This is a genomic window from Xylocopilactobacillus apis, assembly GCF_033095965.1.
Lineage (GTDB): Bacteria > Bacillota > Bacilli > Lactobacillales > Lactobacillaceae > Xylocopilactobacillus > Xylocopilactobacillus apis.
On record NZ_AP026801.1, the window covers coordinates 1,825,746 to 1,847,613 of the forward strand.

A 21,868-nucleotide genomic window follows, 5' to 3' on the forward strand; every position below is an offset into this window, starting at 1 on the left:
AAAAGTGTGTTTTATAAATCCTATTTTAAATAAATTTTTTTCAAATTAAAACTATCCTTTGTTTTACAGGTAACTAGGAAGATATTTATAAGTAAATTTTATCCAACACATTATCTTTTATTAATATTTACGTTTCTTAAGGCACTGCATCCAACAGAGTAAATGTAATTTGACCGCTGTAACTTCCAGCTTCTGGGATATTGTTAGCTGTCGTTTTGAAAAGTAAATCCCAGGCCTCTTCCCACGTATCTTCATATGTCACACCAGGGATCACTTTGTCTGCCAAAAGCGTTGCCACCGGCGTCAGATTCGTTTCCACTCCTGAACTATTGCGGTGATGCAAAGGATTGCCCGTAATTCTCTTTGTTCCTTTAGTTAGAGGCTGTGTCATTGCTCCTTCAATCCGCCACTTCTTGTTCTTACGAGAGTTACGGTTGTCGGTAACTTTAAACTTGTGATCTGTACTTTCGTAGTTATGATTCCGAACTGATCCTCGATTCGTTCCAAAATCAATCGCAATCGGTGCTTCAAGCTGGACACGTCCACGCTGATCCCAAACGTAAGTTCGAACATCATTGCGAGTTGCTGATTCACTCATAATCTGGGATGCCGTCTTAACATCACCTTTGGGTTCATGATCACTTCCACCAACCCCGATCTCTCGCCACTTAGCATCAGTTGCAAAGTATTGCGGATTAGGCGGAACAGGTTTATCTAAATCAATTATTGGCGTTCTAGGATTCGGATTTGCTAAACCTGTCGTACTTGATAACTTTGTATTTACTCCTAACGTTAATTTCCATAAATTTGTTGTCCCATTTAAAGAATCATCCATATTCATGGTATTGGGATTCGTTGTGAAACTTGAAAGATCTAAACTACTCAAAGAACTGCAGTTCTCAAATGCATGATTCATTGTTGTTACATTTGTTGTGTTAAAATTTTCTCCAAACGTGATCTTTTTTAGATTCGTGTCTTCCATAAACATATATGCCATTGTTGTAAGACTTGCAGTATTAAAATTACTCAGATCTATCTCGGATAGATTATTATCAAATTCAAACAACCAATTCATATTTTTTACATTCGAGGTGTTTAGACGACTTACATCTAAAGTTTTTAAACTTCGACAAACTGCAAACATTGCTTGCATATCCAGCGCACTGCTTGTATCAATATGATCCATATCAATACTCTCTATACTCTGCATCCCTTCAAAGAAGCCGCCAAAGTTAGTCACATTTGACGTTATAAAATTAGGCCCAAACTTTAGATCAGTTACACTTGAACAATTTCTCAAAAATCGGAACATATTATACGCTTTTAATGTATTAAAGCCTGACAGATCAATTGCCGTAAGATTCTTACAATCATTAAACATCCAGCTATAGTCCGTTACTTCTGTGGTGTTAAGATTAGTTAGCCCTACAATTTCCGTCATTGCTGTAAAACCTTTGAAAAGTTGAGCAATACTCGCTTTTGCGCTTACTCCTGGACTTATTACAGTTTTAGTAATTTGAGTTTTATACTGATCCCAAGGCCAAGTAACTGTTGGATTAATTGGATCAACTGAAGAATCTATCACTGCATCTACTAAGGCATTCAACTCATGCGGATAGATGGTCAGAACCTTGGTGGTTGAATCAAAATACCACCATACATAGTCATTGAGGTTTATGTGTTTGACCTCTGAAACATTATTTGAATTATCCACCGCCACAATATGGAGATATTTATTTAAACTCGCTGGCAGGGATAAACTTAGATTAGCCGACGGATCAGTTGTTGAAGTGGCGGATAAATTAATATTAGTTACTTCACCAGTAGATGGATTCTTAGTTACTGCCGGCGTACTTGTCGGTGAACTGTCTAAAGTGTAGACATACCCTTTTACCCCGCTCTCTACCGAAGTTTTAATCACATCTGAATATTTATCTCTTAATGCAGTTTTGGCTTTTACTCGATAGTAGTAGTCGGTCGGATTGTCATTAGTATTTACTTTTAAATTAAGTTGGCTTACATTCGTTCCCGTAAGCGTTGTACTTGGTGCATCTGGCGCTGCCAGATCTTTAACGGTAAAGTCTTCGCCATGACGTGTTGTATTCAAAGTACTTGTATAATAGACCATATTAGCAATAATTTTTGCCTCATCAGGGGTACACTGACCAGTTGTATGACCAGTCTGAATCATTGCGTAATTTCCTTTAGTAAGTAAATACCAGTTATCATCGCCAATAACTCTACCTGAATAATCGTATGCATGGTTAGTGTAGTTAGTAAAATCGATATCATTAACAGAGTTGGGCGGGTATCCTCCCTCATACTGCATCCACCTAGTAGCGCTATCATCATACATATAAAACTGAGCAAGTGAATGAGAAACAGAAATATTATATGTAACAGTTGGATCAAGATAATAAGGATACTGATTCAACATCCCATTAGAAGTAAATGAAACATGATTTGCCCCACGCCACTTATAACTATCAACTCTGCCTCCTTGATTTTCAATATCACTAGGAAACATCCAGCCTAATTTTGGAGCAAATCTATTGAAATAATGGTGTGATCCCATATAAATGCCAGCCAACGTGTCATGTCCTAAAATAATTGATCTCCCTGTATTAGCAAAAGATTCCACAATAGGTTGTGACGTTGCCGTTAAATCATTAACTCCTGGAGTCCACCCACCATTACTATCCGAAGAACCAAAATAAATTCCGTCATACCGATAATTGCCATCAACATCTTTCAAATATCCATCAGGATTAGCATTAAAATCAGATAAAGAAATTTCATCAACGTCAATTAAATTCATAGAAACAGGTTGCCCAGATCCATTATTCTGATTCATCCATGCTTTTAAAAATCGACCATCAGGAGGATAAACGTTTAGAATCTTAATTTTTTTACCGTAGTTAGTTGGAGCTGTTTCCCACGCTGTATCATTATCAGAAATTATGTTGCTTGTTGATCTCTGCACAATATAACCATCAGAAATATCAGAAACAATATCCCAATCTAAAGAAATCGAGGCCTGATTCCCCACAAATTTACTCTCGCCTCTTAAACCAAATTCTCCGTTCTTAACTATTGTTGAAGGCGAACGCAGATTAATCCTTGGATTGATCTTCGGAGTTCGCGGAAATTGTAAAGGATCCGCGAAAACAACTTCCGAGGGTCTATCTAAGCGCCCCCCCCCTGAAATCGCTACCATTAGTTTCAATTGCTACGTTGTGAGAAAAATCTGCGGCTTTATTCTCTTCTTTATTGGTTAATCCAATTCCAACAGCTGTGATACTTATTACTGCGATCAGAAAAGTTCCCATTAATTTTATATACTTGTTCATTAAACTCATTACTCCCGTCTGATTTGATGAATGTTTTCTAAGTATAACAAAATTGCTATTAATTTTATATTTATTTTTACGAATTTTTTTTACAAAATAAGCAACCAACTGTTATTTCACTAGCAATCAGCTGCTCTTCTTATAAGTTAAATATTATTTAAGCCACTTATTTTTCTTAGCAATCTTTACAGCCTCCATCCGGCTATGAACCCCTAACTTACTAAAGATTGCAGATAAATAATTTCGCACCGTCCCAACAGACAAAAATAATGTAGTCGCAATTTGTTTTGAAGACATCCCATCGGAAGCAGCGGCTAATACTGCTAGTTCTCGCTTAGTTAAGGGATTTTGATCAGAGCTCACCATATTTATTACCAGTTCTGGTGAATAACGCGTCAGACCCGCCATAACTTGCCGAATTGTGTCAATTAACTCGTCACTTGGACTATCTTTTAATAAATAACCAGCAACTTCTGCCCTCACAGCTCGTTCGAAATAAGCTCTCTGGGCAAAAGTCGTTAAAATTATTACTTTAGTGGTCAAGTCACTTGTGTGGATCTGATCAGCTACATCGAGTCCTGTCATCTCTGGCATTTCAATATCTAAAATTGCCACATCCGGCTTAAAAGCTTGAATTCCTTCCCAAGCAATGACCCCGTTACTCGCCGTTCCAACTACCTCCAGATCATCTTCTAAATCTAGTAATTGGCTCAGAGCCGACTGTAAAATGCTTTGATCTTCTGCTAAAAAAACTTTTATCATTGCTGTTCCTTAAAAATTTCAAATTGAACTTGAGTGCCATGGCTTCCGTGACTGATCTCAAAATTACCGTCTGCTTCTGACATCCGGCTTTCCATTCCAGTGATCCCATGAGATCCTGACCGTATAAAATCCTTAGCTCTTCCATCATCTAAAACAATAATTTGATAACGATCCTTAAATTCAGCAAAATTAATTTGAACTTCATGTGCATGCGCATGACGAATTATATTGGTAATTGCTTCCGGCAACACTTCAGCAAAATGATTCTGCACCGAGGTCGGCCACTCAGCAGCTTCTGATTCACCTTTAGTGTTTAATATTAGGTCTGCCGCAGCTAAATTTTTTCCTTGTTCTAACAAAACTTCCGTCAATGACTTTTGGTGTAAATCACTAACAATATTACGCACAAGCTGCAGATTTTTCCGACTCGCTGCTGCAATATCTGATAATTCACTTTCCACTTGTTCTGGTCTTTTGACCAATAATTTTTGTGCAAGCTCAGCCTTAACGGTAATCATTGAAAAGCTTTGACCTAAAGTATCATGTAAGTCTCTGGCAATTCGATCCCGCTCTCCTTGGCGGACAATTGCTTCAAGCCGTCGATTATCTTGACGAAGTTGATATCTTCTAAGCCACGCATGCGAAAGTCCATATGCCAGCATTGGAGAAAAGAAAACGAAAACTAACATGTAAAGAACACTGGCTAAGTCGAAATTATTATGCTTAATTGTGAGCAAATGAATAATTCCACCGCCAAGACAAAGATAATAAACTAAACAAAACCAATTAAAATACTTTTTCGGATAATGGCCAAGCGTATACGGCAGCTGCCAGCCCGAAAAAATGATTATGTAAAAGTTCATTTCAAAGACGCAAAAAGCGCCGGTTATTAACAACTCGATTGGAATTGTAAAACGACGCCATGCGCTTTTTTCAAAAACTAAAACGTAATCTGCCAAGAAAATCACGATTGCCAAAAGCCAAAAAACATCATGCCAGCTCCTAACTGGTAGATAAAACGACATCGTCATTGGCAGATAAACCAGCCAAATATAATTCATCCAAGCATCAGGCCGCGAAAAAATTTTACGCATTACTAGTTACAACACCTTTTTTACCAATTAGTTTAGTTATGAAAACCACTAAAATCAATCCTAAAACGATCCAAATTGCGATTCCACCAAAATCAGTCAGTTTTATTTTTTGATCTATTAAAATTTTGCTTAAAATATTGTTAGCGAAATAAGTCGGCATCAATTTACCAATTTTCTGAACCCAATCGGGCATCATCGTAAGCGGCCACCACAGACCACTGATAATTGCCATCGGAAATGTAACCAAATTACTTACAACACTGAGTGTTTCATGACGAGTTATATTAGACATCGCAAGCCCAATTAAGAGCAGCGGAATTTGACCAATCATTGGAATAATTAATAAAGCAATAAACTGACCAATCGTTAATTTAACTCCGTTAAAAATAATCGCTGTAATTGTTAAAACCAAAATCGAAAACAAGCTCAGCATAATCATCCAAAATCCAAGTGAAAAATAATAAGGAAGTTTCCCCTTAGGAGATAAACCTAAGAAGTCCACAAAGCCTTGATCGCGGTCACCGCGCATAATCTGCGCAAAGCCAAAAATTGCACTGATTAACACACTATAAATGATCATGCTGCCCAAATATGACTTATTAAATATTTTCATTTCGGCTGCATTTCCAACCGTAAATATCTTCGTAAATAAAAGATAGAAAGCCAGTGGCATCAGTGTCGTAAAAAATTGATATGAATAATCACGAAACACTAATCGTTTACCATCAAATTTCAACTGGGTCATAAAAGTCTTCATCGTGTCTCCTCCTTAGCGGTCATTTTCACAAATATTTCTTCTAGTGACTGCCGCTCCACTCTGATCTCTTTAATTCGATCAAACATCGGAACTAAAGACTTGATAGTCAAATCGCCATCACTGCTTGTTAATTCAATTTGCTCTTCATGCTGTGCAACTTTTTCGACTGCTGATACAGTTTGAAAAAGAGCTGGCTGCAGGTCAGTTTTAAAAATGATTGTTGTCTCATGGTGCTGCGCTTGTAATTCAGCAAGTGTTCCCTGAAAACTAAAAACTCCGTCTTGCAGGATCAAAAGCCTTGAAGCTGCCTGCTGAATTTCTTCCAAATAATGACTGGTGATGACAATTGTTTTGCCTTGCATCTTTAGATCATTTATCATCTGCCAAAACTCTTGTCGAGCGCTTGCGTCCATGCCTGCCGTTGGTTCATCAAGAAATAAAAGTTCTGGATCACCAATCAAAGCGATGCCAAAAGTCACGCGCCGCATTTGACCGCCCGAAAGGCTCGTGAGCATCTGTTTTCGCTGGTCACTAAGTCCAATGATGTCTAGGACGCGATCGACTGGAAGAGAATTTTCGTGTTGTGCGGCGGCTTCTGTTAACATTTCTTCAACGCTAACTTTTTTAATCCGCATATCGCCTTGAAGCATTGATCCAATTTTTTCTTTATTGATCAAAACTCCCGGCCTTGTATTAAAGACTTCTGCTTCACCACGGCCTCGTAAAACTCCTAGCAGAATATTGAGAAACGTTGATTTCCCAGCACCGTTTTCACCAATTAGGCCGATGATTTCACCTTTGGCAACTTTAAGATTAAGACCTTTTAGAACTTCTTTTTTCCCATAACTAAATTTTAAATTATGAGTTTCAATGATATTATCCACTTCGTTCACCTCGATATTTATTATCTATGAGTGAACGTATTAGAAGTAGTTCTCTTTGTCATCAGTTGACTGTGACTTTTGTCACAGATGAACATATAAATTATTGATAATCTACACGCATAGGCGTATTATTTATTTAGGAGGTATAAAGGAGTGACTGAAATAAAAGCCGGTGATGTTTTGAAGTTCCTAAAGAGTAATGGCTTAAAGAATTAAAAAGCCGAACTAACGGAGATCATCACCGTTTCATAGACGACAAAGGACACAAAGTAACTGTACCCTTTACATCAAAAAAAGATACGATTTCAAAAAAACGTATAATTCAGTTCTTAAACAAGCTGGGGTTAAATAAACCTTTGTTTGTTGCACTCCTTAACTAAAAACATGAATAAAACAGATTATCTAATTTATCCTGCTATTTTTGATAATATCGACAATGGGGGTTATTATACTGTAACTTTCCCAGATGTTCCGGATACTGTATCCCAGGGAAAAACATTAGAAGAAGCTTTTAAAAATGCTCCTTATGCTTTAGCTGTTGCACTTCCAGATTATGATCCCTACCCAACACCTACACCAATTGAAGAGGTTATGAAAGATAACCCCGGTTTGATTGTTAACTATGTTGGAATCGATTTAAAAATTGTTCGGAGATACGCTAAAGATACGACGGTTAGAAAGAATGTAACCATCCCTCAATCATTAGCAAAATGGGCTGAAGAACAGCACATTAATTTTAGTCAAGCTTTAACAAATACGCTTGAATATATGAGAGAAAGCTAACGAATCCTAAGACGCTAAAAAGCGTCTATTTTTTTTACTCTAAATAATTCTACAAATATTCTCTTTGATTTTATCCAACTTTAAGGAGATGCTGTGATAAGTCACAAATTCTATAGAAACCTGAGGAGTTTATATATTCATTTTTATACCTTAATTATAGAATACCAACAAGTGTCACTGTTTAATCCTTATTTATTTTCATTTGCTAATTTCTGTGCATTTGGATCACCAACCATTTGCCAGGTAATTTCGTGAGTCTCTCCTTTACCGCTACCGCTAAAATCATAGTCCTTCCACGTTTGAAAATAGACAGCGTCACCTTTTATTTCATAAGGAATCGTATAACTAATCGTATTAATCATTAAACTTGAGCCAATAACATCAAAACCCTTACGATGAGGCTCTTGATCATCACCCATCCCCTTAACAATTACATGACCTTTATCAGCAAAATATACTAGTTTAGTTCCATCTTCAATTAGATTCGCGGGAACTTTTTCTTCGGAAATTGCCTGACTGACACTTTCATCATCATAAAGAGCCGGTTCAATTCGGTAGCCTTTGCCTACAATATAATTTTTAAAGGCCTTCTCTTTTACTGTATCTAAACTATTATCTGCATCTGCAGAATCATAAGATGATTTACTCATACTCTCTGTTTGTTTAACTCCAAATAAAGAAGCAGCGTAACTGATAGGATCATGGGTCTTGTGATATTTTGAAGCTACATAGCCTCCATACAGCCAAATTCCAATGTTAGCTATTATAAATAAAAGGATTCCCATAATGATCATGTCACGTCGAACAATTTTTTGTGCTTCAATAAAACCATCATGCCATTTTGGATCATTCCGCCTTTTCTTTAAAAATTCATAGGTATGCCAAGTATTCGTCTTAGGATTTAAAAAAGTTCTCTGCACCTTATATTCCCCAATTTTTTACTGTTTAAACTGCTCACTGACATACTGCTTATATAACGCATGTGTCTTAAGTAACTCTTCATGCGTTCCTGAACCCGTGATCTTTCCGTGTTCCACAAAATAGATATTATTAGAATCAACAATCGTTGCTAATCTGTGGGCAATGACTAAAGTTGTTCGTCCCTTCATTAACTCATTGAGCGCAACTTGAATTTTGGCTTCTGACTCTGAATCTAGACTAGCTGTTGCTTCATCTAACATTAAAATTTTAGGATCTCTTAAAAAAGCCCGTGCAATTGCAATTCGCTGTCTTTGACCACCAGAAAGAGTAACCCCTCGTTCACCAACTTCTGTATTCAACTGCCTTGGCATTGCACTCACAAATTGATCTGCATAAGCTAATTTTAAAATTTCCCAAAGTTTATGATCTGAATAGCTGCCTTTTAAACCATAAATTAAATTATCTCGAATGGTTCCGGCCATTAATGGTGAATCTTGGCCAACAATCCCAATTTGTTCCCGCCAATTTTCTAAATTAATTTCATTAATGTTATGCTCCCCAATCAAAATTTCTCCTGTGTCTACGTCATAGAAGCGTTCAATCAATGAAAAAATGGTTGATTTACCACCGCCTGATGGTCCGACAAAAGCAATAATCGTATTGGGTTTCGCTTCAAAGGAAATATTGTTAATCACAGGTTCATTTTTAAGATAAGAAAATGTAATGTTCTTGGCTGCTAAAATTTCACCGTCAATATCAAATTTTAATCCTTGTTCAAACTCTTCAGAAGTTTCTTCCAAAATATTACTAATCCGATCAGTCGATCCCGCAACCTTTGCCGTCTGAGAAAACAGATTTGTAACCACTGGGATCGATGCAACAAAATTACACAAATATAAAACAAAAGAAGTTAGCATTCCAAAAGTCATCGTTCCCTTAGACACCCGATGAACCCCGTAAACCATGATTCCTAAGATCAAAAACATCAAGACTGTAGTCAGAAATGGTGGAAAAATCGAATCATAAACTGCTTCTTGTCGTCCAATTTTATTAAGGTCATCGACCATTTTATCGCCTTTTGTTCGTTCTTCGTTCTCAGCGTTAGAAGACTTCACCAACCTAATCTCACTCATTGACTCACTAACCGCTGCATTAAAATCAGCTAACTTACTCTGACGAAGACGTCCAATTTGCTGTCCAAAATGAATTAACGGAAGCAAAACTAACAAAAGTATCGGCAGACAAAAGAAAATAATAATTGTCATTTTCCAATCCATAATTAACATCATGACGATTGATCCCAAAATCAAGAGCATTGATGAGAATGCACTAGGAAAAGTATTGGCAATTAAATCTTTCACTTGCGTCGTATCGTTAGATAATCGTGAAGCTAAATCCCCCGATTTAACAAGATCAAAATATTTAACCGGCAGATTAATAACTTTTTTCCACAATTCTTTTCTTAAATTAGCAACAACATTTTCCCCAAAAATTCCTAAAATTGTCCCTGATGCCGCTGATAGTATTGCAGTTACAACAAGCATCCCGACAATTCCAACAATTAACCAATAATCAATATGATGTTTAAAACTATTAATTAAGAACTGTGCTAGGATTGGAATTAATAATTGAACTCCTGAAGAAATCATGCCGAATACGATGCCAATTAAAAGATGAAAGTATTGTGGATGGGCAAAAACTATTAATTTTCTGAAATTTTTTAGATTAAATTGAAATATTTTCGTATTTGACTTTACTTTTGCATTCAATGTCTTAAGACCCGTCTCCACTTTTAAAATAATTTACAAAAACAACTTTTTATATTTTACCATTAATAAATTAATATAAAAAAAATACCAGGTTTTTCCTGGTATTTTTTTAAATTATACTTTGACTTCGCTTTCGACGTTTTGACTTACAAAAACTAACTTCTTATTGTCAAGTTCAGCTGTCACCTTAGTATCTGGTAAAACCTTACCTGCTATAATTTCTTTCGCAAGTGGAGTTTCAACGTTATTCTTAATAAATCTTTGAATTGGTCGGGCACCATAACTTGGCTCATATGAGCTCTTACCGATCCATTCCAAAACAGCGGGCTGAATTTCAAGATTGATTCTTTGATCAACAAGTCGATCTTTAAGATCCTGCATATCAATATTTACGATTCTTACCACATCATCTTCAGTTAAAGCATTAAATTGCAAGATTGCATCCACTCGGTTAAGAAATTCTGGTTTGAAGTGGGCTCGAACGACATTCATTAATTGTTGGTGCAATTCTTCCTTTGTCTCTTTTTGCTGCTCATCTAAGATTAAATCTGCACCTAAGTTACTAGTCATAATGATTAAAGTATTCTTAAAATCAACCGTTTGACCTTTTCCGTCAGTCAAGCGTCCATCATCCAATACTTGCAGTAAGATGTTGAATACATCCGGGTGCGCCTTCTCAATTTCGTCTAACAAAATGATCGAATACGGATTTCTGCGAACTGCTTCTGTTAATTGTCCACCTTCTTCATATCCAATGTAACCTGGAGCAGCCCCAATCAAACGAGAAACTGATTCTTTCTCCATATATTCACTCATATCGATTCTGACCATATGTTTTTCTGAATCAAACAAAAGCTCTGCTAAACTCTTAGCCAATTGAGTTTTCCCAACTCCCGTTGGTCCTAAGAAGATGAAGCTGCCTAATGGACGATTTGGATCTTGAATCCCTGCTCTTGAACGAATAATTGCATCTGAAACAACTTTAATTGCCTCATCCTGACCAACGACACTCTTCTTTAAATCATCTTCAAGATGCAGCAATTTATCGCGGTCACTTTGAACTAATTTAGAAATTGGAATCCCAGTTTGACGACTAATTACTTCAGCAATCTCATTTTCGGTTACCGATTCATCAACCATCCAATCAGCATGACCTTTTGAGCTTCCTTCTGCCTCTTGTAATTCGTGTTCTAAATCAGGTAAAGTTCCGTGCTGAATTTTAGCTGCCGTTTCAAAATCAGAACGATTTTGCGCTTCTTGTAAATCATGCCGCGCTTTTTCAATTGCTTTTTTCTTTTCGTTTAAAGAATTGATTGATTTTAATTCTTCATTCCAACGAGCTTTTAAGCGATTATTTTCTTCTTTGGCTTCAGCGATTTCTTTCTTGGTATCTTCTAATCTAATCTTTGAAGCTTTATCAGTTTCTTTTTTAAGAGATTCTTCTTCAATTTGCAGCTGCACTAATTTTCGATTGCTCTCATCAAGTTCTTCTGGCACTGAGTGCATCTCAACGTTAATATTAGCGCTGGCTTCATCGACTAAATCAATCGCCTTATCCGGCAAAAATCGATCCGTAATATATCGATTAGATAAAGTAGCAGCGGCAACTAATGCACTATCATGAATTCGTACTCCATGATAAACTTCAAATCTTTCTCTAAGACCCCGCAAAATACTGATGGTATCTTCAACAGTTGGTTCATTAATCATTACTCGCTGGAAACGACGTTCTAAGGCTTTATCTTTTTCGATATACATTCTGTATTCATCAAGCGTTGTTGCCCCAATTAACCGCAGTTCTCCTCGTGCCAGCATTGGTTTTAGTAAGTTCCCGGCATCCATACTGCCTTCAGTTTTACCTGCACCAACGATATTGTGAATTTCATCGATGAAAAGAACAATTCTGCCTTCAGATTTCTTAACTTCTTTCAACACGGCCTGCAGACGTTCTTCGAACTCTCCCCGATATTTAGCGCCGGCAATTAAAGCACCCATATCTAAGTTATAAACAACTTTATCTTTTAAATTGTCAGGTACATCGCCGTTAACAATTCGCTGAACTAAACCTTCGACAACGGCTGTCTTTCCAACCCCTGGATCTCCTATTAAAATTGGGTTATTCTTCGTCTTACGCGAAAGAACTCGAATGACATTCATAATCTCTGCATCACGGCCGATAACTGGATCTGCATTACCTTTTCTGGCTTCTGCCACCATGTTAGTGCCATACTTCTCTAATGCTTTATAGTTCTTTTCTGCATCTTGACTCGTAATTTTACCGCCGCCGCGTAGATCTTCAACTATTTTACGCATTTTAGTTTTGTTAAGCCCACGGCTTTGGAGAAATTTCGTAATTGCTAATTGCTCATGATCGAACAAAGCTAAAAGAATCGTATCAATCGCAACAAATTCATCACCGTTACTTTTGGCAATTTTCTGCGCAGTTGTAAAAAGGTTTAGTAAGTCACGAGAAATTGATTGTCCATTATTGCCGCCTGTAACTTTTGGCAAATTGGCAATTTCCTGCGTTAATTCTGCTGTTAAAACATCATTGGGAATATTTTGCCCTTCAAAAAGTGTCTTGCCCAATGAATCATCTTGATCCATAATTCCTTTGATCAAATGAGGAACGTCAATTTCATAATTTTGATTTTCGATTGCTATTTGTTGTGCTGTTTGAATTGCTTCATTTAATGTGTTAGTAAATTTATTCTGATCCATAATTATTACCTCGAAATTGGTTTAAATATATTATAGTCAGGATTGGTCAAAAAGTCAAAAACAATTTTAAAAATTTTGTTATAATATTTTCAGGTTAAAAAAATGATAAAAACAAATAATAATTATCCCAACTTTAATTGGATTCAAGTGATTGATCCAACTGATGAAGAACTAATTGAAATTAGTGATAAATATAAATTAAATCTAGAAATGATTGAGTATGCAACTGATAAGTTTGAGTCTCCACGCTTTGAACACGATGGTGATACCGACTTGATAATCATGGATGGTATTGCTGAACATTCAGATAAAAAAGCAGTAATCCAACCAATTTCTTTTTTTGTACAAAAAAATGATCGTTTGATTACTTTTACTAATCACGGAACCAGTCAAATGTTAGACGAAACGATGCAAAAATCACCTAAGAGTTTTTTAAGCAGCATCACTAATGAAAAAACCAAACCGTTAGACCTCGTTTTAAATGCATTCTTTAATTTAACAGCTAATTATTTAGATGCCCTGTCAGAAGTCGAACGTCAGCATAATCTTCTTCAAAAAGAAATCTATGTGCATCGCAATAGTGAGTATTTGAGTGAGCTTCTAAACGTTAAAGTAAATCTAATTTATTATCTCAATGCTTTAGAACGAAACAAAGCAACGTTGGACCAATTTCGAAACGACAACCAACAAAAAATCGATATCTCCGAAGATGAATTTCTCGAAGATATCGAAATTGAAATGAAACAAGCTTTAGATATGGCAAATATTTCGACCAAAATCATGAATTTATTGTCTGATGCCTATGAAAATATTGTTACGAATAACACTAACCGTTCAATGAGTATTTTAACAGTTGCTTCAATCGTTCTTGCAATTCCCGCAATTGTAGTGGGCTTTTTCGGAATGAATGTCCATTTGCCAATGACCGACGGAACTTTCTCATGGATTCTTATAACTTTTGGAACGACAATTATTATGGTCTGGGTTTACCAAATCCTTAAAAGACATGGATTTTTTAATTAACTATTTCTTATTGAAAACTACTCCCGATAAGTAATCGCCTACCCGTGGCGCAAATGGATATAATTTAGCAGCAGCTTCCATATACCACGGCAAATTCACTTCTCGCTTATAGCGCTCCAACAAGAGTGCTATTTTTTTGGCAACGGCCGTAGAATTCAAAAGATAGTTTTGTACTGAATTCGAATAATTACCTGTTTTATCTGCTTTATTAAGAAAAGGGGTTTCAACTGGCCCGGTGTTTACTGTCGATACCAAAACGTGATAGGGTCTCATTTCTAAGCGCAGACCATTTGAAAAAGCAATTACTGCTGCTTTCGAACTTCCATAAACTGCAGCTTTTGGAGTTGTCAATTTTCCCGCCATCGATGCCACATTAATAATGTGACCAAAACCTTGTTTAACCATCAATTGCGCAACATATTTTGTTAAATAAATCAAACCCAAAGCATTCGTCTGAAAAGTCTGAGCAATTTCTTCATCAGTTGAATCAATCGTATTTTTAAAATACCCTACTCCCGCTGCATTAACTAAACCGTGAATTGGCATTTGGCTTTGGCGAATTATATTAACAGTCTGGCGAATAGAAGCTAACTGACTCAAATCACAGCTTAAAATCTTTGTTGTTTCCCTCATTGGATCAAGTGAATTCTGAACTTCTAAGAGACGCGATGAATTGCGCCCAAGCATAATTACATAATAATTCTGTTCAACTAAAATACGACTTACTTCTCGGCCAATTCCTGAATTAGCCCCGGTTACAATAACTGTCTTTTTCATTTTACTCTCCCTTTTTTTGAGGAATGTCATAAGTGCTAAAATCATTTGCAACGCGTACTTGAGGGAAAATCTTCTCAGCCTGCTTTTGTAAAATCATTGCCGTTTTTCCCAAATAACGAGCAGAAATATGAGTCAAAATTAAATATTTAACGTTAGCGTCTTTCGCTAATTGAGCAACTTGGCTGCTAGCTGAATGATAATACTGTCTTGCAATATCTCGATCTTGATGGGCAAAAGTACTTTCGTGAACTAGTAGATCAGCATCTTGGGCTAAAAATTGGTGATTCTTACTGATTCTTGTATCTCCAAAAATCGAGACAATCCGACCGGGAATCCTCGGTCCAACATAATCTTTACTGAATAAAGTTCTTCCATCCGGCAAAGTAACATCTTCACCATTTTTCAGCTGTCCATAAATTGGGCCTGATGGTACATTTTGTTCTCTTAATTTATCAACTAAAAGTTCACCTGGCTTAGAAGATTCAGTAATTCGAAAACCATAACTCGCGATTCGGTGATCTAAAATTGCATATTCCACCCGAAAATTCTCATTAAAAAATAGAACTCCTTGGTCTTTTTTGATTTCGTGAAAATTAATCCGATATCCCAAATGAGTTCCTGATAATTTTAAGCTCATCATGACATAGTCTTTTATTCCAAGTGGTCCATAAATATCAACTGGTTCATCTCCATTTTGAAAAGAGCGGCTCGACAAAAAGCCCGGTAAACCGAAAATATGGTCACCATGCATGTGAGTAATAAATATTTTTGTAATCTTTCTCGGCTTAATCGTGGTTTTTAATATTTGATGCTGAGTTGCTTCTCCGACATCAAAAAGCCAAATTTCGTTAATTTCATCCAACAATTTTAAAGCCAGACTAGAAACATTACGGCTTTTTGATGGTGCTCCTGCACCCGTTCCTAAAAATTCAATTTCCATATACTATACAATCATTTCTTTTCCAAAGTTTTAAGAATATTCTTCGCGATAAAAGTTCCATATTGAACCGAGCCTTCCTGATTAGGATGGGTTAAATCTGCATAAAGCCATTCATTATGAGAATTTACAAATTTATGCCATTCAATTATATGCATATTATTATATTTATGTGATTCTTGGACAAGCACTGCATTGTTAGAATCTTGCCATGAACGAGTTGGAACGTGATCAGTAATCCAGAAAACATCTCTTTGAGTCGTCGCAATCTTCATTGTTTCATCAATAATATTAGGGGTAAGAATCCCGTTTGTTCCAAGTCCGATTACAATTGTATCAGCAATAATGCCTTGATCGGCCTTTTGTTTTAAAAGATCTGGCAATTCTGAGGCCTGGCGGCTAACTACCGCATCAATAACAATTTTCGGAAAAATTTTCGTCAAAACTGGCTGTCCATCGACCATCACACTATCACCAATTGCCGTTAATCCGATGTGCTGACCCATCTGAAGTTCAAACTGGGTCAGGCCATATTTTTCATATTCCTGATTAACCGGATGCTTTTTGGCCAAGACTTCATATTTCTTGTGTTGAGATTTACTAAACGAGCGAGATAAGGATTTATTCTTTTCAAGCTTTCGAGATTCCTTATTTGCAATTAATGCCTTTTTTTCTGCTAGTTTATTATGGGCTTTTTGAAGTTTAGTGTTAGCTTTTATTTTCCGAGCTAACGGCGTGTCATTAGGATTTTGCCCTTTTGCAAATACTGACAAGACATTACTTGATAAGCCTAGAATTAAAATTGGGACTAAAGCCATCATACCAATTTTAGATTGAGGTTTATTTTTAAGTTCAAAGATCTGTTTAAAATCGTCTTTTAAACTCGACCAAGTAACTTTCGCAAAATATTGTTCAATAAAGTAATAAGAAAAAGTACTGATCCCTATAATAATTATAATTTCGATCACTGGATAAATTATGGGATGTTTAGAAATCAGCTTCACTTTATTTTCAAAAAAAATCATTACTGGAAACTGGTAGATATAAATCCCGTAACTAATTTTGCCAATAAAACTAAAGATTGGATTGGTAAGGATTCGATTGAAACTTCCGCCCGGATGAGAAACTGCAGCTATTAAAATTGTCGCAAAAGCTGAAAAAATCAACATTCCATAACGATACAGTCCGCTTGATTGATCTCGGACTGTAAAAATCATGATCAACATGACCAGTGCTGAAATTCCTCCACATGAATCAATTAGAATTCGACTTTCTCGATTTAAATGTCGATTTAATCTGCTAACCGGCCAAACAAACGCCAAGGCGCATCCTAAAAGAATTGATACAGATCTCGTATCAGTCCCATAATACACTCGATTAATATTAGCAGGCGAGTAAAGTACAGCCATTTCAAAAGCTGAAATGAGTGCTAAAACTAAAACAATCCGTGACCTTTTTTGATTTGATTTAACAAACTTATAAAGCAAGAAAAAAACAAACGGCCAAATTAAATAAAATTGGCCTTCGATTGAAAGAGTCCAAAGATGAGTAAAAGGAGATTCATTATCAGCAAATCTTTCAAAATAGGACTGACCATTAAAAATTTGCCACCAATTATACAAATAAGTAAGATTGGATAAAACAATCTGCCATAATTTATCTAATAAATTGCGTTGAAACAACAAAATATAGCTGCTTGTTGCAAACAGCATTGTGACTAACGCTGGATATAGGCGCTTGGCCCGACGACTAAAAAAAGAACGATAATCAATCTTTCCTTTTTGCCTAACTTCCCGCATTAGCGAACAAGTAATTAAATATCCTGAGATTACCATAAATATAGGAACCCCAAAATAACCGCCTGGAAATAGTTCCGGGTTGATATGATAAAAAATAACTAACAATACTCCGATTGCTCTTAAGCCATCGAAGCCAGTTATATAATTAGAAGAACTTGAATTTTCTTTGACTGTTCCCCTTGAACCACGAACCATTCTTATTCCCTAAACTCCAACTCAAAATCATCAATTAAAACGGTATCACCATCTTGAACCCCAAAATTACGAAGTGCTTCATCAACTCCCATTTTTCTCAAAGCCCGCGCAAAGCGCATAATCCCATCTTGGTAATTAAGATTGCTTTTTTCTAATAAATGATCAACTTTTTCACTTTCAAGCACGTAGCGTCCATCATCAATTTTTGTAATTTTAAAGCCATCATCTGGATTAAATTTATAATCAACATGCTTAACTGCGTCTATCTTCTCACTTATTGGTTTTGGAGCTTTGGCTAACTCTTTAAAGCTAGCATCAACCAATTCATCAACTCCTTGATGTGTCGTATTGGAAATTGCATAAACTGGAAAGCGCCCCGGATATTTAGCAGCTAATTTCTTTTTAAACTCTGCTAATTTCTCGTCAGCTCCAATTAAATCTGACTTTGTTCCAACTACAACGGTTGGTTTACTAACAACTTCTTCACCGTAAGTCTTTAATTCATTCATAATTGTTTCAAAATCGTCAAAAGCATCGCGCCCGTTATTTGGATCCAAATCTACTAGATGCAAAAGAATCCTTGTCCGTTCAATATGGCGTAAAAAAACTAATCCTAGTCCAACACCAGTGGATGCTCCCTCAATAATCCCTGGTAAATCAGCTATCACTAGTTCACGTCCATCTTTTAATCGCAAAACTCCTAAATTAGGCTTTAAAGTTGTAAAAGCATAGGATGCAATTTTGGGCTTAGCACTTGTAACCACGGAAAGAAATGTCGATTTACCAACCGAAGGGAACCCGACTAATCCTACATCAGCGATCATCTTCATTTCTAAGTAAATTTCTCGCTCTTCGCCCGGATCCCCATTTTCAGCAATTTCTGGAGCTTGATGGGTTGACGTTGCAAAATGAATGTTGCCCCGTCCTCCTCGGCCGCCTGATGCTACAACAAATTTTTGGTCAGGAGTCGTCAAATCTGCCAATACCTGCTTAGTATTGGCATCTTTAATTGTTGTGCCTAACGGAACTTTCAAAATTAAATCTTTGCCGCCATGACCGTACATCGATTTAATTTGACCATCTTCACCTCTTTCAGCTTTAAACTGACGATGATACTTAAAATCCATCAAAGTTTTTAGTCCTGAATCGGCAACCACGACAACATTACCGCCTTTGCCGCCATCTCCCCCAGCAGGTCCACCATTGGGAACATATTTTTCATGTCGGAATGCAACCATCCCGTTGCCCCCGTTACCTGCCTTAACCTTCACATACGCTTCATCTACAAACATCTATAAACCTCTTATTAGTACGATATCTTATTTGGGAGTAAACATCAATTAATAAATAAGTAATAAATTATCAAAAAGAATAATTAATTACCTTTTCTACTGAAAACTCTTTGGAATAATTTTACAAACTCAACAATTACGACCATTAATATTCCACCAAGAACTACTACACCCCACTGTGACAAATTAAGTTGAGTTACATGAAACATTTGGTTAAATCCGGGAACTAAAATCGTAACTCCTAAAAGAATCAACGAGACAACTATTGCCCAGTTAAAGGTCTTGTTGGCAAAAATATTCTGTTGAAAAATTGATTTACTGAATGATTTAACATTAAACGCGTGGAAAAGCTGAATTAATCCTAAAGTAACATAAGCCATCGTTTGAGCATCATGATGAATCATTGCATAGTCAGTATGAACTGGGAAATTCAAGGCCCAATAGTAAACTCCTAAAGTAATCAATCCTTCAATAATTCCTTGGTAAATAATTGCAGGAAATACTCCGCCAGAAAAGAAAGTAGAATTACGGCCTCTCGGCTTTTCTTTCATAATTCCTTTTTCTGTCGGTTCTACGCCAAGGGCAATTGCCGGAAATGTATCAGTTACAAGATTGATCCATAATAGCTGAACTGGAGCTAAAATATCCCAACCCATTATTGTCAAGACAAAAAGGGTAAGAACTTCTCCCAGGTTAGCTGACATTAAATACTGGATCGACTTTTGAATATTAGCAAAAACTTTTCGTCCTTCTTTGATTGCATGAACAATCGTTGCAAAGTTGTCATCTGCTAACACCATATCACTGGCATTTTTTGAAACTTCGGTCCCATTAATCCCCATGCCAATTCCAATATCAGCCGCTTTTAAAGCCGGAGCATCATTAACCCCATCACCAGTCATTGCAACAACTTTATTTTTACTCTGCCAAGCTTTAACAATTCGAACTTTATCAGCTGGATTTACTCGCGCGTAAACAGAGTATTGTTCAACATTTTGATCTAATTCCTCATCGCTCATTTGGCTCAACTGACTACCCGAAATAACCGCTTCATTAGCATTTTCTGAAATAATTCCCAATCTCGTTGCAATTGCTTGGGCGGTAACCTGATGGTCGCCGGTAATCATAATTGTCCGGATGCCTGCCTGTTTAGCTTCTGCAACGGCTGCTTTTGCTTCTGGGCGTTCGGGATCAATCATTCCTACCATACCAGCAAAAACGAGATCATTTTCAATCGTATCAGAATTAATCGGCGAAGGCATTTCGTCAATTACTTTATAGGCAAATCCTAAAACTCTTAAAGCTTGTTTCGCTAAATCATTATTAACGTCTAAAATATCTTTTTGATCTTCTTCTGTTAAGTCATGGAGTTCATTACCTTGGAGATACTGATTACACCGTTTTAAAATTTCATCCGGCGCCCCTTTAGTCATCACTAAGTAAGCATTGTCGCCAAATTGATTAATTGAAGTCATCATTTTCCGATCAGAATCAAACGGCAAATCATTAACTCTTGGAGTTATCTTTAATTCATCTTGAATAAAAAAGTCATTTTTCTGGCCAAACTTAATCAAAGCCGTCTCAGTCGGATCACCTAACAAAGTTCCGTCAGCTTGAATTTGAGAATCGTTAGCAAAATTCATAATTCTTAAAGTCATATCCTGCTGATCTAAGCCAACATCACTATCAAGCAGCTGCCGATCAGTATAAACCTTCTCAACTGTCATTTGATTAAGAGTTAAAGTTCCGGTTTTATCAGATCCAATAATATCTGTACTTCCTAATGTTTCAACGGCTGGAAGTTTACGAATAATTGCATTTCTTTTAGATAATTTCTGAGTTCCTAACGCTAGAATGATCGTGACAATTGCTGGTAGTCCTTCGGGAATTGCCGCCACTGCAATCGAAATCGCCACAATCAACATATCAATCCAATTAGCATCGTTTTTAACCATGCCAATTAAAAAGATTAAGGCAGAAATTGCTAAAATAATATAGGTTAAAACTTTACCTAGTTGAGAAAGGTTGCGCTGCAGCGGTGTTGTAGTATCATCATTTTCTGAAATCATCGAAGCAATCTGACCAATTTCTGTATTCATGCCGGTACTGACAACAATTCCTGTTCCCCGCCCAAAAGTCACGTTGGTCCCAGAAAAGGCCATATCTTTCTGGTCTCCTAACGCAACATTAGGTTCAGTAATTGTTGTTCCTAATTTCTGCACGGGAATTGATTCACCCGTTAGAGACGATTCTTCAATTTTTAAAGTCGAAGTTTCATACAAACGTAAATCTGCAGGAACAATGTCTCCTGCTTCTAAAACAACAATATCCCCAGGTACTAAATCGGTGCTGTCAATTTCTTGAATGTCCCCGTCTCTTTTCACGCGCGCTTTAGGGGTTGCCATGTTTTTTAAGGCTTCAATGGCATTTTCTGCCTTAGATTCTTGAAAAACACCAAAAATAGCGTTAAGAATTACGACCGCCAAAATAATCACGGCATCCGTCCATTCATGGGCAATTAAGCCTGCAATTAATGCTGCTGCTAATAAAACAATGATCATAAAATCTTTAAACTGTTCAATGAACATCTCTAAATAAGTTTTGTGATGTCCTGCTGACAATTTATTCTCACCATATTCCATTTGAAGACGCCTTACTTGCGTCGAACTTAATCCGTCGTATGATGTCCGATATTTTTGAATAATATCTTCAACAGGTAATGAATAAAACTTTTCTTTTTTCTCTGGCTTAATTTCCAAAAAAATTTTCCTCCGAATAAAAAGAGACTTACTGCATGACGCATA

General features: G+C 36.6%; 16 protein-coding genes. 2 read left to right on the forward strand and 14 right to left on the reverse strand.

Annotation, left to right across the window (positions count from 1 at the left end; genetic code table 11):
• Nucleotides 1–136: 136 nt before the first annotated feature.
• The 6 genes from R8749_RS08595 to R8749_RS08620 all read right to left on the reverse strand — a co-directional run bounded on the left by R8749_RS08595 (nt 137) and on the right by R8749_RS08620 (nt 6,847).
• Complete coding sequence (locus R8749_RS08595) at nt 137–3,217, reverse strand: BspA family leucine-rich repeat surface protein (protein WP_317695990.1); 3,081 nt, start codon at nt 3,215–3,217, stop codon at nt 137–139.
• Nucleotides 3,183–3,350: a hypothetical protein gene (locus R8749_RS08600; protein WP_317695992.1), complete on the reverse strand. Its 168-nt coding sequence runs from the start codon at nt 3,348–3,350 to the stop codon at nt 3,183–3,185. Before R8749_RS08600 ends, R8749_RS08595 begins: the two co-directional genes overlap by 35 nt.
• 153 nt (nt 3,351–3,503) lie before the next feature.
• Nucleotides 3,504–4,112 carry a response regulator transcription factor gene (locus R8749_RS08605; protein WP_317695996.1) on the reverse strand — a complete coding sequence of 203 codons (609 nt, stop codon included), beginning with the start codon at nt 4,110–4,112 and terminating at the stop codon, nt 3,504–3,506.
• Nucleotides 4,109–5,206, reverse strand: coding sequence for a sensor histidine kinase (locus R8749_RS08610; protein WP_317695999.1), 1,098 nt, complete (start codon nt 5,204–5,206; stop codon nt 4,109–4,111). The genes R8749_RS08605 and R8749_RS08610 overlap by 4 nt, the downstream gene beginning before the upstream one ends.
• Nucleotides 5,199–5,963 carry an ABC transporter permease gene (locus R8749_RS08615; protein WP_317696001.1) on the reverse strand — a complete coding sequence of 255 codons (765 nt, stop codon included), beginning with the start codon at nt 5,961–5,963 and terminating at the stop codon, nt 5,199–5,201. Before R8749_RS08615 ends, R8749_RS08610 begins: the two co-directional genes overlap by 8 nt.
• Nucleotides 5,960–6,847, reverse strand: a complete 888-nt coding sequence (locus R8749_RS08620) for an ABC transporter ATP-binding protein (RefSeq protein ID WP_317696004.1) — start codon at nt 6,845–6,847, stop codon at nt 5,960–5,962. Before R8749_RS08620 ends, R8749_RS08615 begins: the two co-directional genes overlap by 4 nt.
• A gap of 384 nt (nt 6,848–7,231) precedes the next feature.
• Between R8749_RS08620 and R8749_RS08625 the strand changes: the two genes are divergently transcribed.
• Nucleotides 7,232–7,630: a type II toxin-antitoxin system HicB family antitoxin gene (locus tag R8749_RS08625; RefSeq protein ID WP_317696006.1), complete on the forward strand. Its 399-nt coding sequence runs from the start codon at nt 7,232–7,234 to the stop codon at nt 7,628–7,630.
• A 188-nt stretch (nt 7,631–7,818) separates the two neighbouring features.
• On the opposite strand, the gene R8749_RS08630 is transcribed toward R8749_RS08625, so the two are convergent.
• From R8749_RS08630 to clpB, 3 genes are all read right to left on the reverse strand, one after another.
• Nucleotides 7,819–8,550, reverse strand: a complete 732-nt coding sequence (locus tag R8749_RS08630; protein WP_317696008.1) for a hypothetical protein — start codon at nt 8,548–8,550, stop codon at nt 7,819–7,821.
• Between the two features lie 18 nt (nt 8,551–8,568).
• Nucleotides 8,569–10,320: an ABC transporter ATP-binding protein gene (locus tag R8749_RS08635; protein ID WP_317696010.1), complete on the reverse strand. Its 1,752-nt coding sequence runs from the start codon at nt 10,318–10,320 to the stop codon at nt 8,569–8,571.
• 114 nt (nt 10,321–10,434) lie between these two features.
• Nucleotides 10,435–13,041: an ATP-dependent chaperone ClpB gene (clpB, locus tag R8749_RS08640; protein WP_317696012.1), complete on the reverse strand. Its 2,607-nt coding sequence runs from the start codon at nt 13,039–13,041 to the stop codon at nt 10,435–10,437.
• Between the two features lie 102 nt (nt 13,042–13,143).
• Between clpB and R8749_RS08645 the strand changes: the two genes are divergently transcribed.
• The gene (locus tag R8749_RS08645) at nt 13,144–14,064 is read left to right on the forward strand and encodes a magnesium transporter CorA family protein (RefSeq protein WP_317696015.1); all 921 of its coding nucleotides are present in this window, start codon (nt 13,144–13,146) and stop codon (nt 14,062–14,064) included.
• Here R8749_RS08645 and R8749_RS08650 read toward each other — a convergent pair whose 3' ends face one another.
• From R8749_RS08650 to R8749_RS08670, 5 genes are all read right to left on the reverse strand, one after another.
• On the reverse strand, nt 14,065–14,841 hold the full coding sequence (locus R8749_RS08650; RefSeq protein ID WP_317696017.1) for an SDR family NAD(P)-dependent oxidoreductase: 777 nt from the start codon (nt 14,839–14,841) through the stop codon (nt 14,065–14,067). It abuts the gene before it with no gap.
• 1 nt (nt 14,842) lies between these two features.
• Nucleotides 14,843–15,781 carry a ribonuclease Z gene (rnz, locus tag R8749_RS08655; RefSeq protein WP_317696020.1) on the reverse strand — a complete coding sequence of 313 codons (939 nt, stop codon included), beginning with the start codon at nt 15,779–15,781 and terminating at the stop codon, nt 14,843–14,845.
• Between the two features lie 11 nt (nt 15,782–15,792).
• On the reverse strand, nt 15,793–17,772 hold the full coding sequence (locus R8749_RS08660) for an acyltransferase family protein (RefSeq protein ID WP_317696023.1): 1,980 nt from the start codon (nt 17,770–17,772) through the stop codon (nt 15,793–15,795).
• Between the two features lie 2 nt (nt 17,773–17,774).
• Nucleotides 17,775–19,064 carry a GTPase ObgE gene (gene obgE / locus R8749_RS08665; RefSeq protein WP_317696026.1) on the reverse strand — a complete coding sequence of 430 codons (1,290 nt, stop codon included), beginning with the start codon at nt 19,062–19,064 and terminating at the stop codon, nt 17,775–17,777.
• 83 nt (nt 19,065–19,147) lie between these two features.
• Nucleotides 19,148–21,817 carry a calcium-translocating P-type ATPase, PMCA-type gene (locus tag R8749_RS08670; protein ID WP_317698551.1) on the reverse strand — a complete coding sequence of 890 codons (2,670 nt, stop codon included), beginning with the start codon at nt 21,815–21,817 and terminating at the stop codon, nt 19,148–19,150.
• Nucleotides 21,818–21,868: the final 51 nt, after the last annotated feature.

Excerpts from the sequence above, each read along its gene's own strand:
- R8749_RS08605 (WP_317695996.1), bottom strand. The coding sequence starts at position 4,112 with ATGATAAAAGTTTTTTTAGCAGAAGATCAAAGCATTTTACAGTCGGCT.
- R8749_RS08615 (WP_317696001.1), bottom strand. The coding sequence starts at position 5,963 with ATGAAGACTTTTATGACCCAGTTGAAATTTGATGGTAAACGATTAGTG.
- clpB (WP_317696012.1), bottom strand. The coding sequence starts at position 13,041 with ATGGATCAGAATAAATTTACTAACACATTAAATGAAGCAATTCAAACA.
- rnz (WP_317696020.1), bottom strand. The coding sequence starts at position 15,781 with ATGGAAATTGAATTTTTAGGAACGGGTGCAGGAGCACCATCAAAAAGC.
- R8749_RS08625 (WP_317696006.1), top strand. The coding sequence starts at position 7,232 with ATGAATAAAACAGATTATCTAATTTATCCTGCTATTTTTGATAATATC.
- R8749_RS08650 (WP_317696017.1), bottom strand. The coding sequence starts at position 14,841 with ATGAAAAAGACAGTTATTGTAACCGGGGCTAATTCAGGAATTGGCCGA.
- R8749_RS08595 (WP_317695990.1), bottom strand. The coding sequence starts at position 3,217 with ATGGTAGCGATTTCAGGGGGGGGGCGCTTAGATAGACCCTCGGAAGTT.
- obgE (WP_317696026.1), bottom strand. The coding sequence starts at position 19,064 with ATGTTTGTAGATGAAGCGTATGTGAAGGTTAAGGCAGGTAACGGGGGC.
- R8749_RS08610 (WP_317695999.1), bottom strand. The coding sequence starts at position 5,206 with ATGCGTAAAATTTTTTCGCGGCCTGATGCTTGGATGAATTATATTTGG.
- R8749_RS08645 (WP_317696015.1), top strand. The coding sequence starts at position 13,144 with ATGATAAAAACAAATAATAATTATCCCAACTTTAATTGGATTCAAGTG.
- R8749_RS08600 (WP_317695992.1), bottom strand. The coding sequence starts at position 3,350 with ATGAACAAGTATATAAAATTAATGGGAACTTTTCTGATCGCAGTAATA.
- R8749_RS08660 (WP_317696023.1), bottom strand. The coding sequence starts at position 17,772 with ATGGTTCGTGGTTCAAGGGGAACAGTCAAAGAAAATTCAAGTTCTTCT.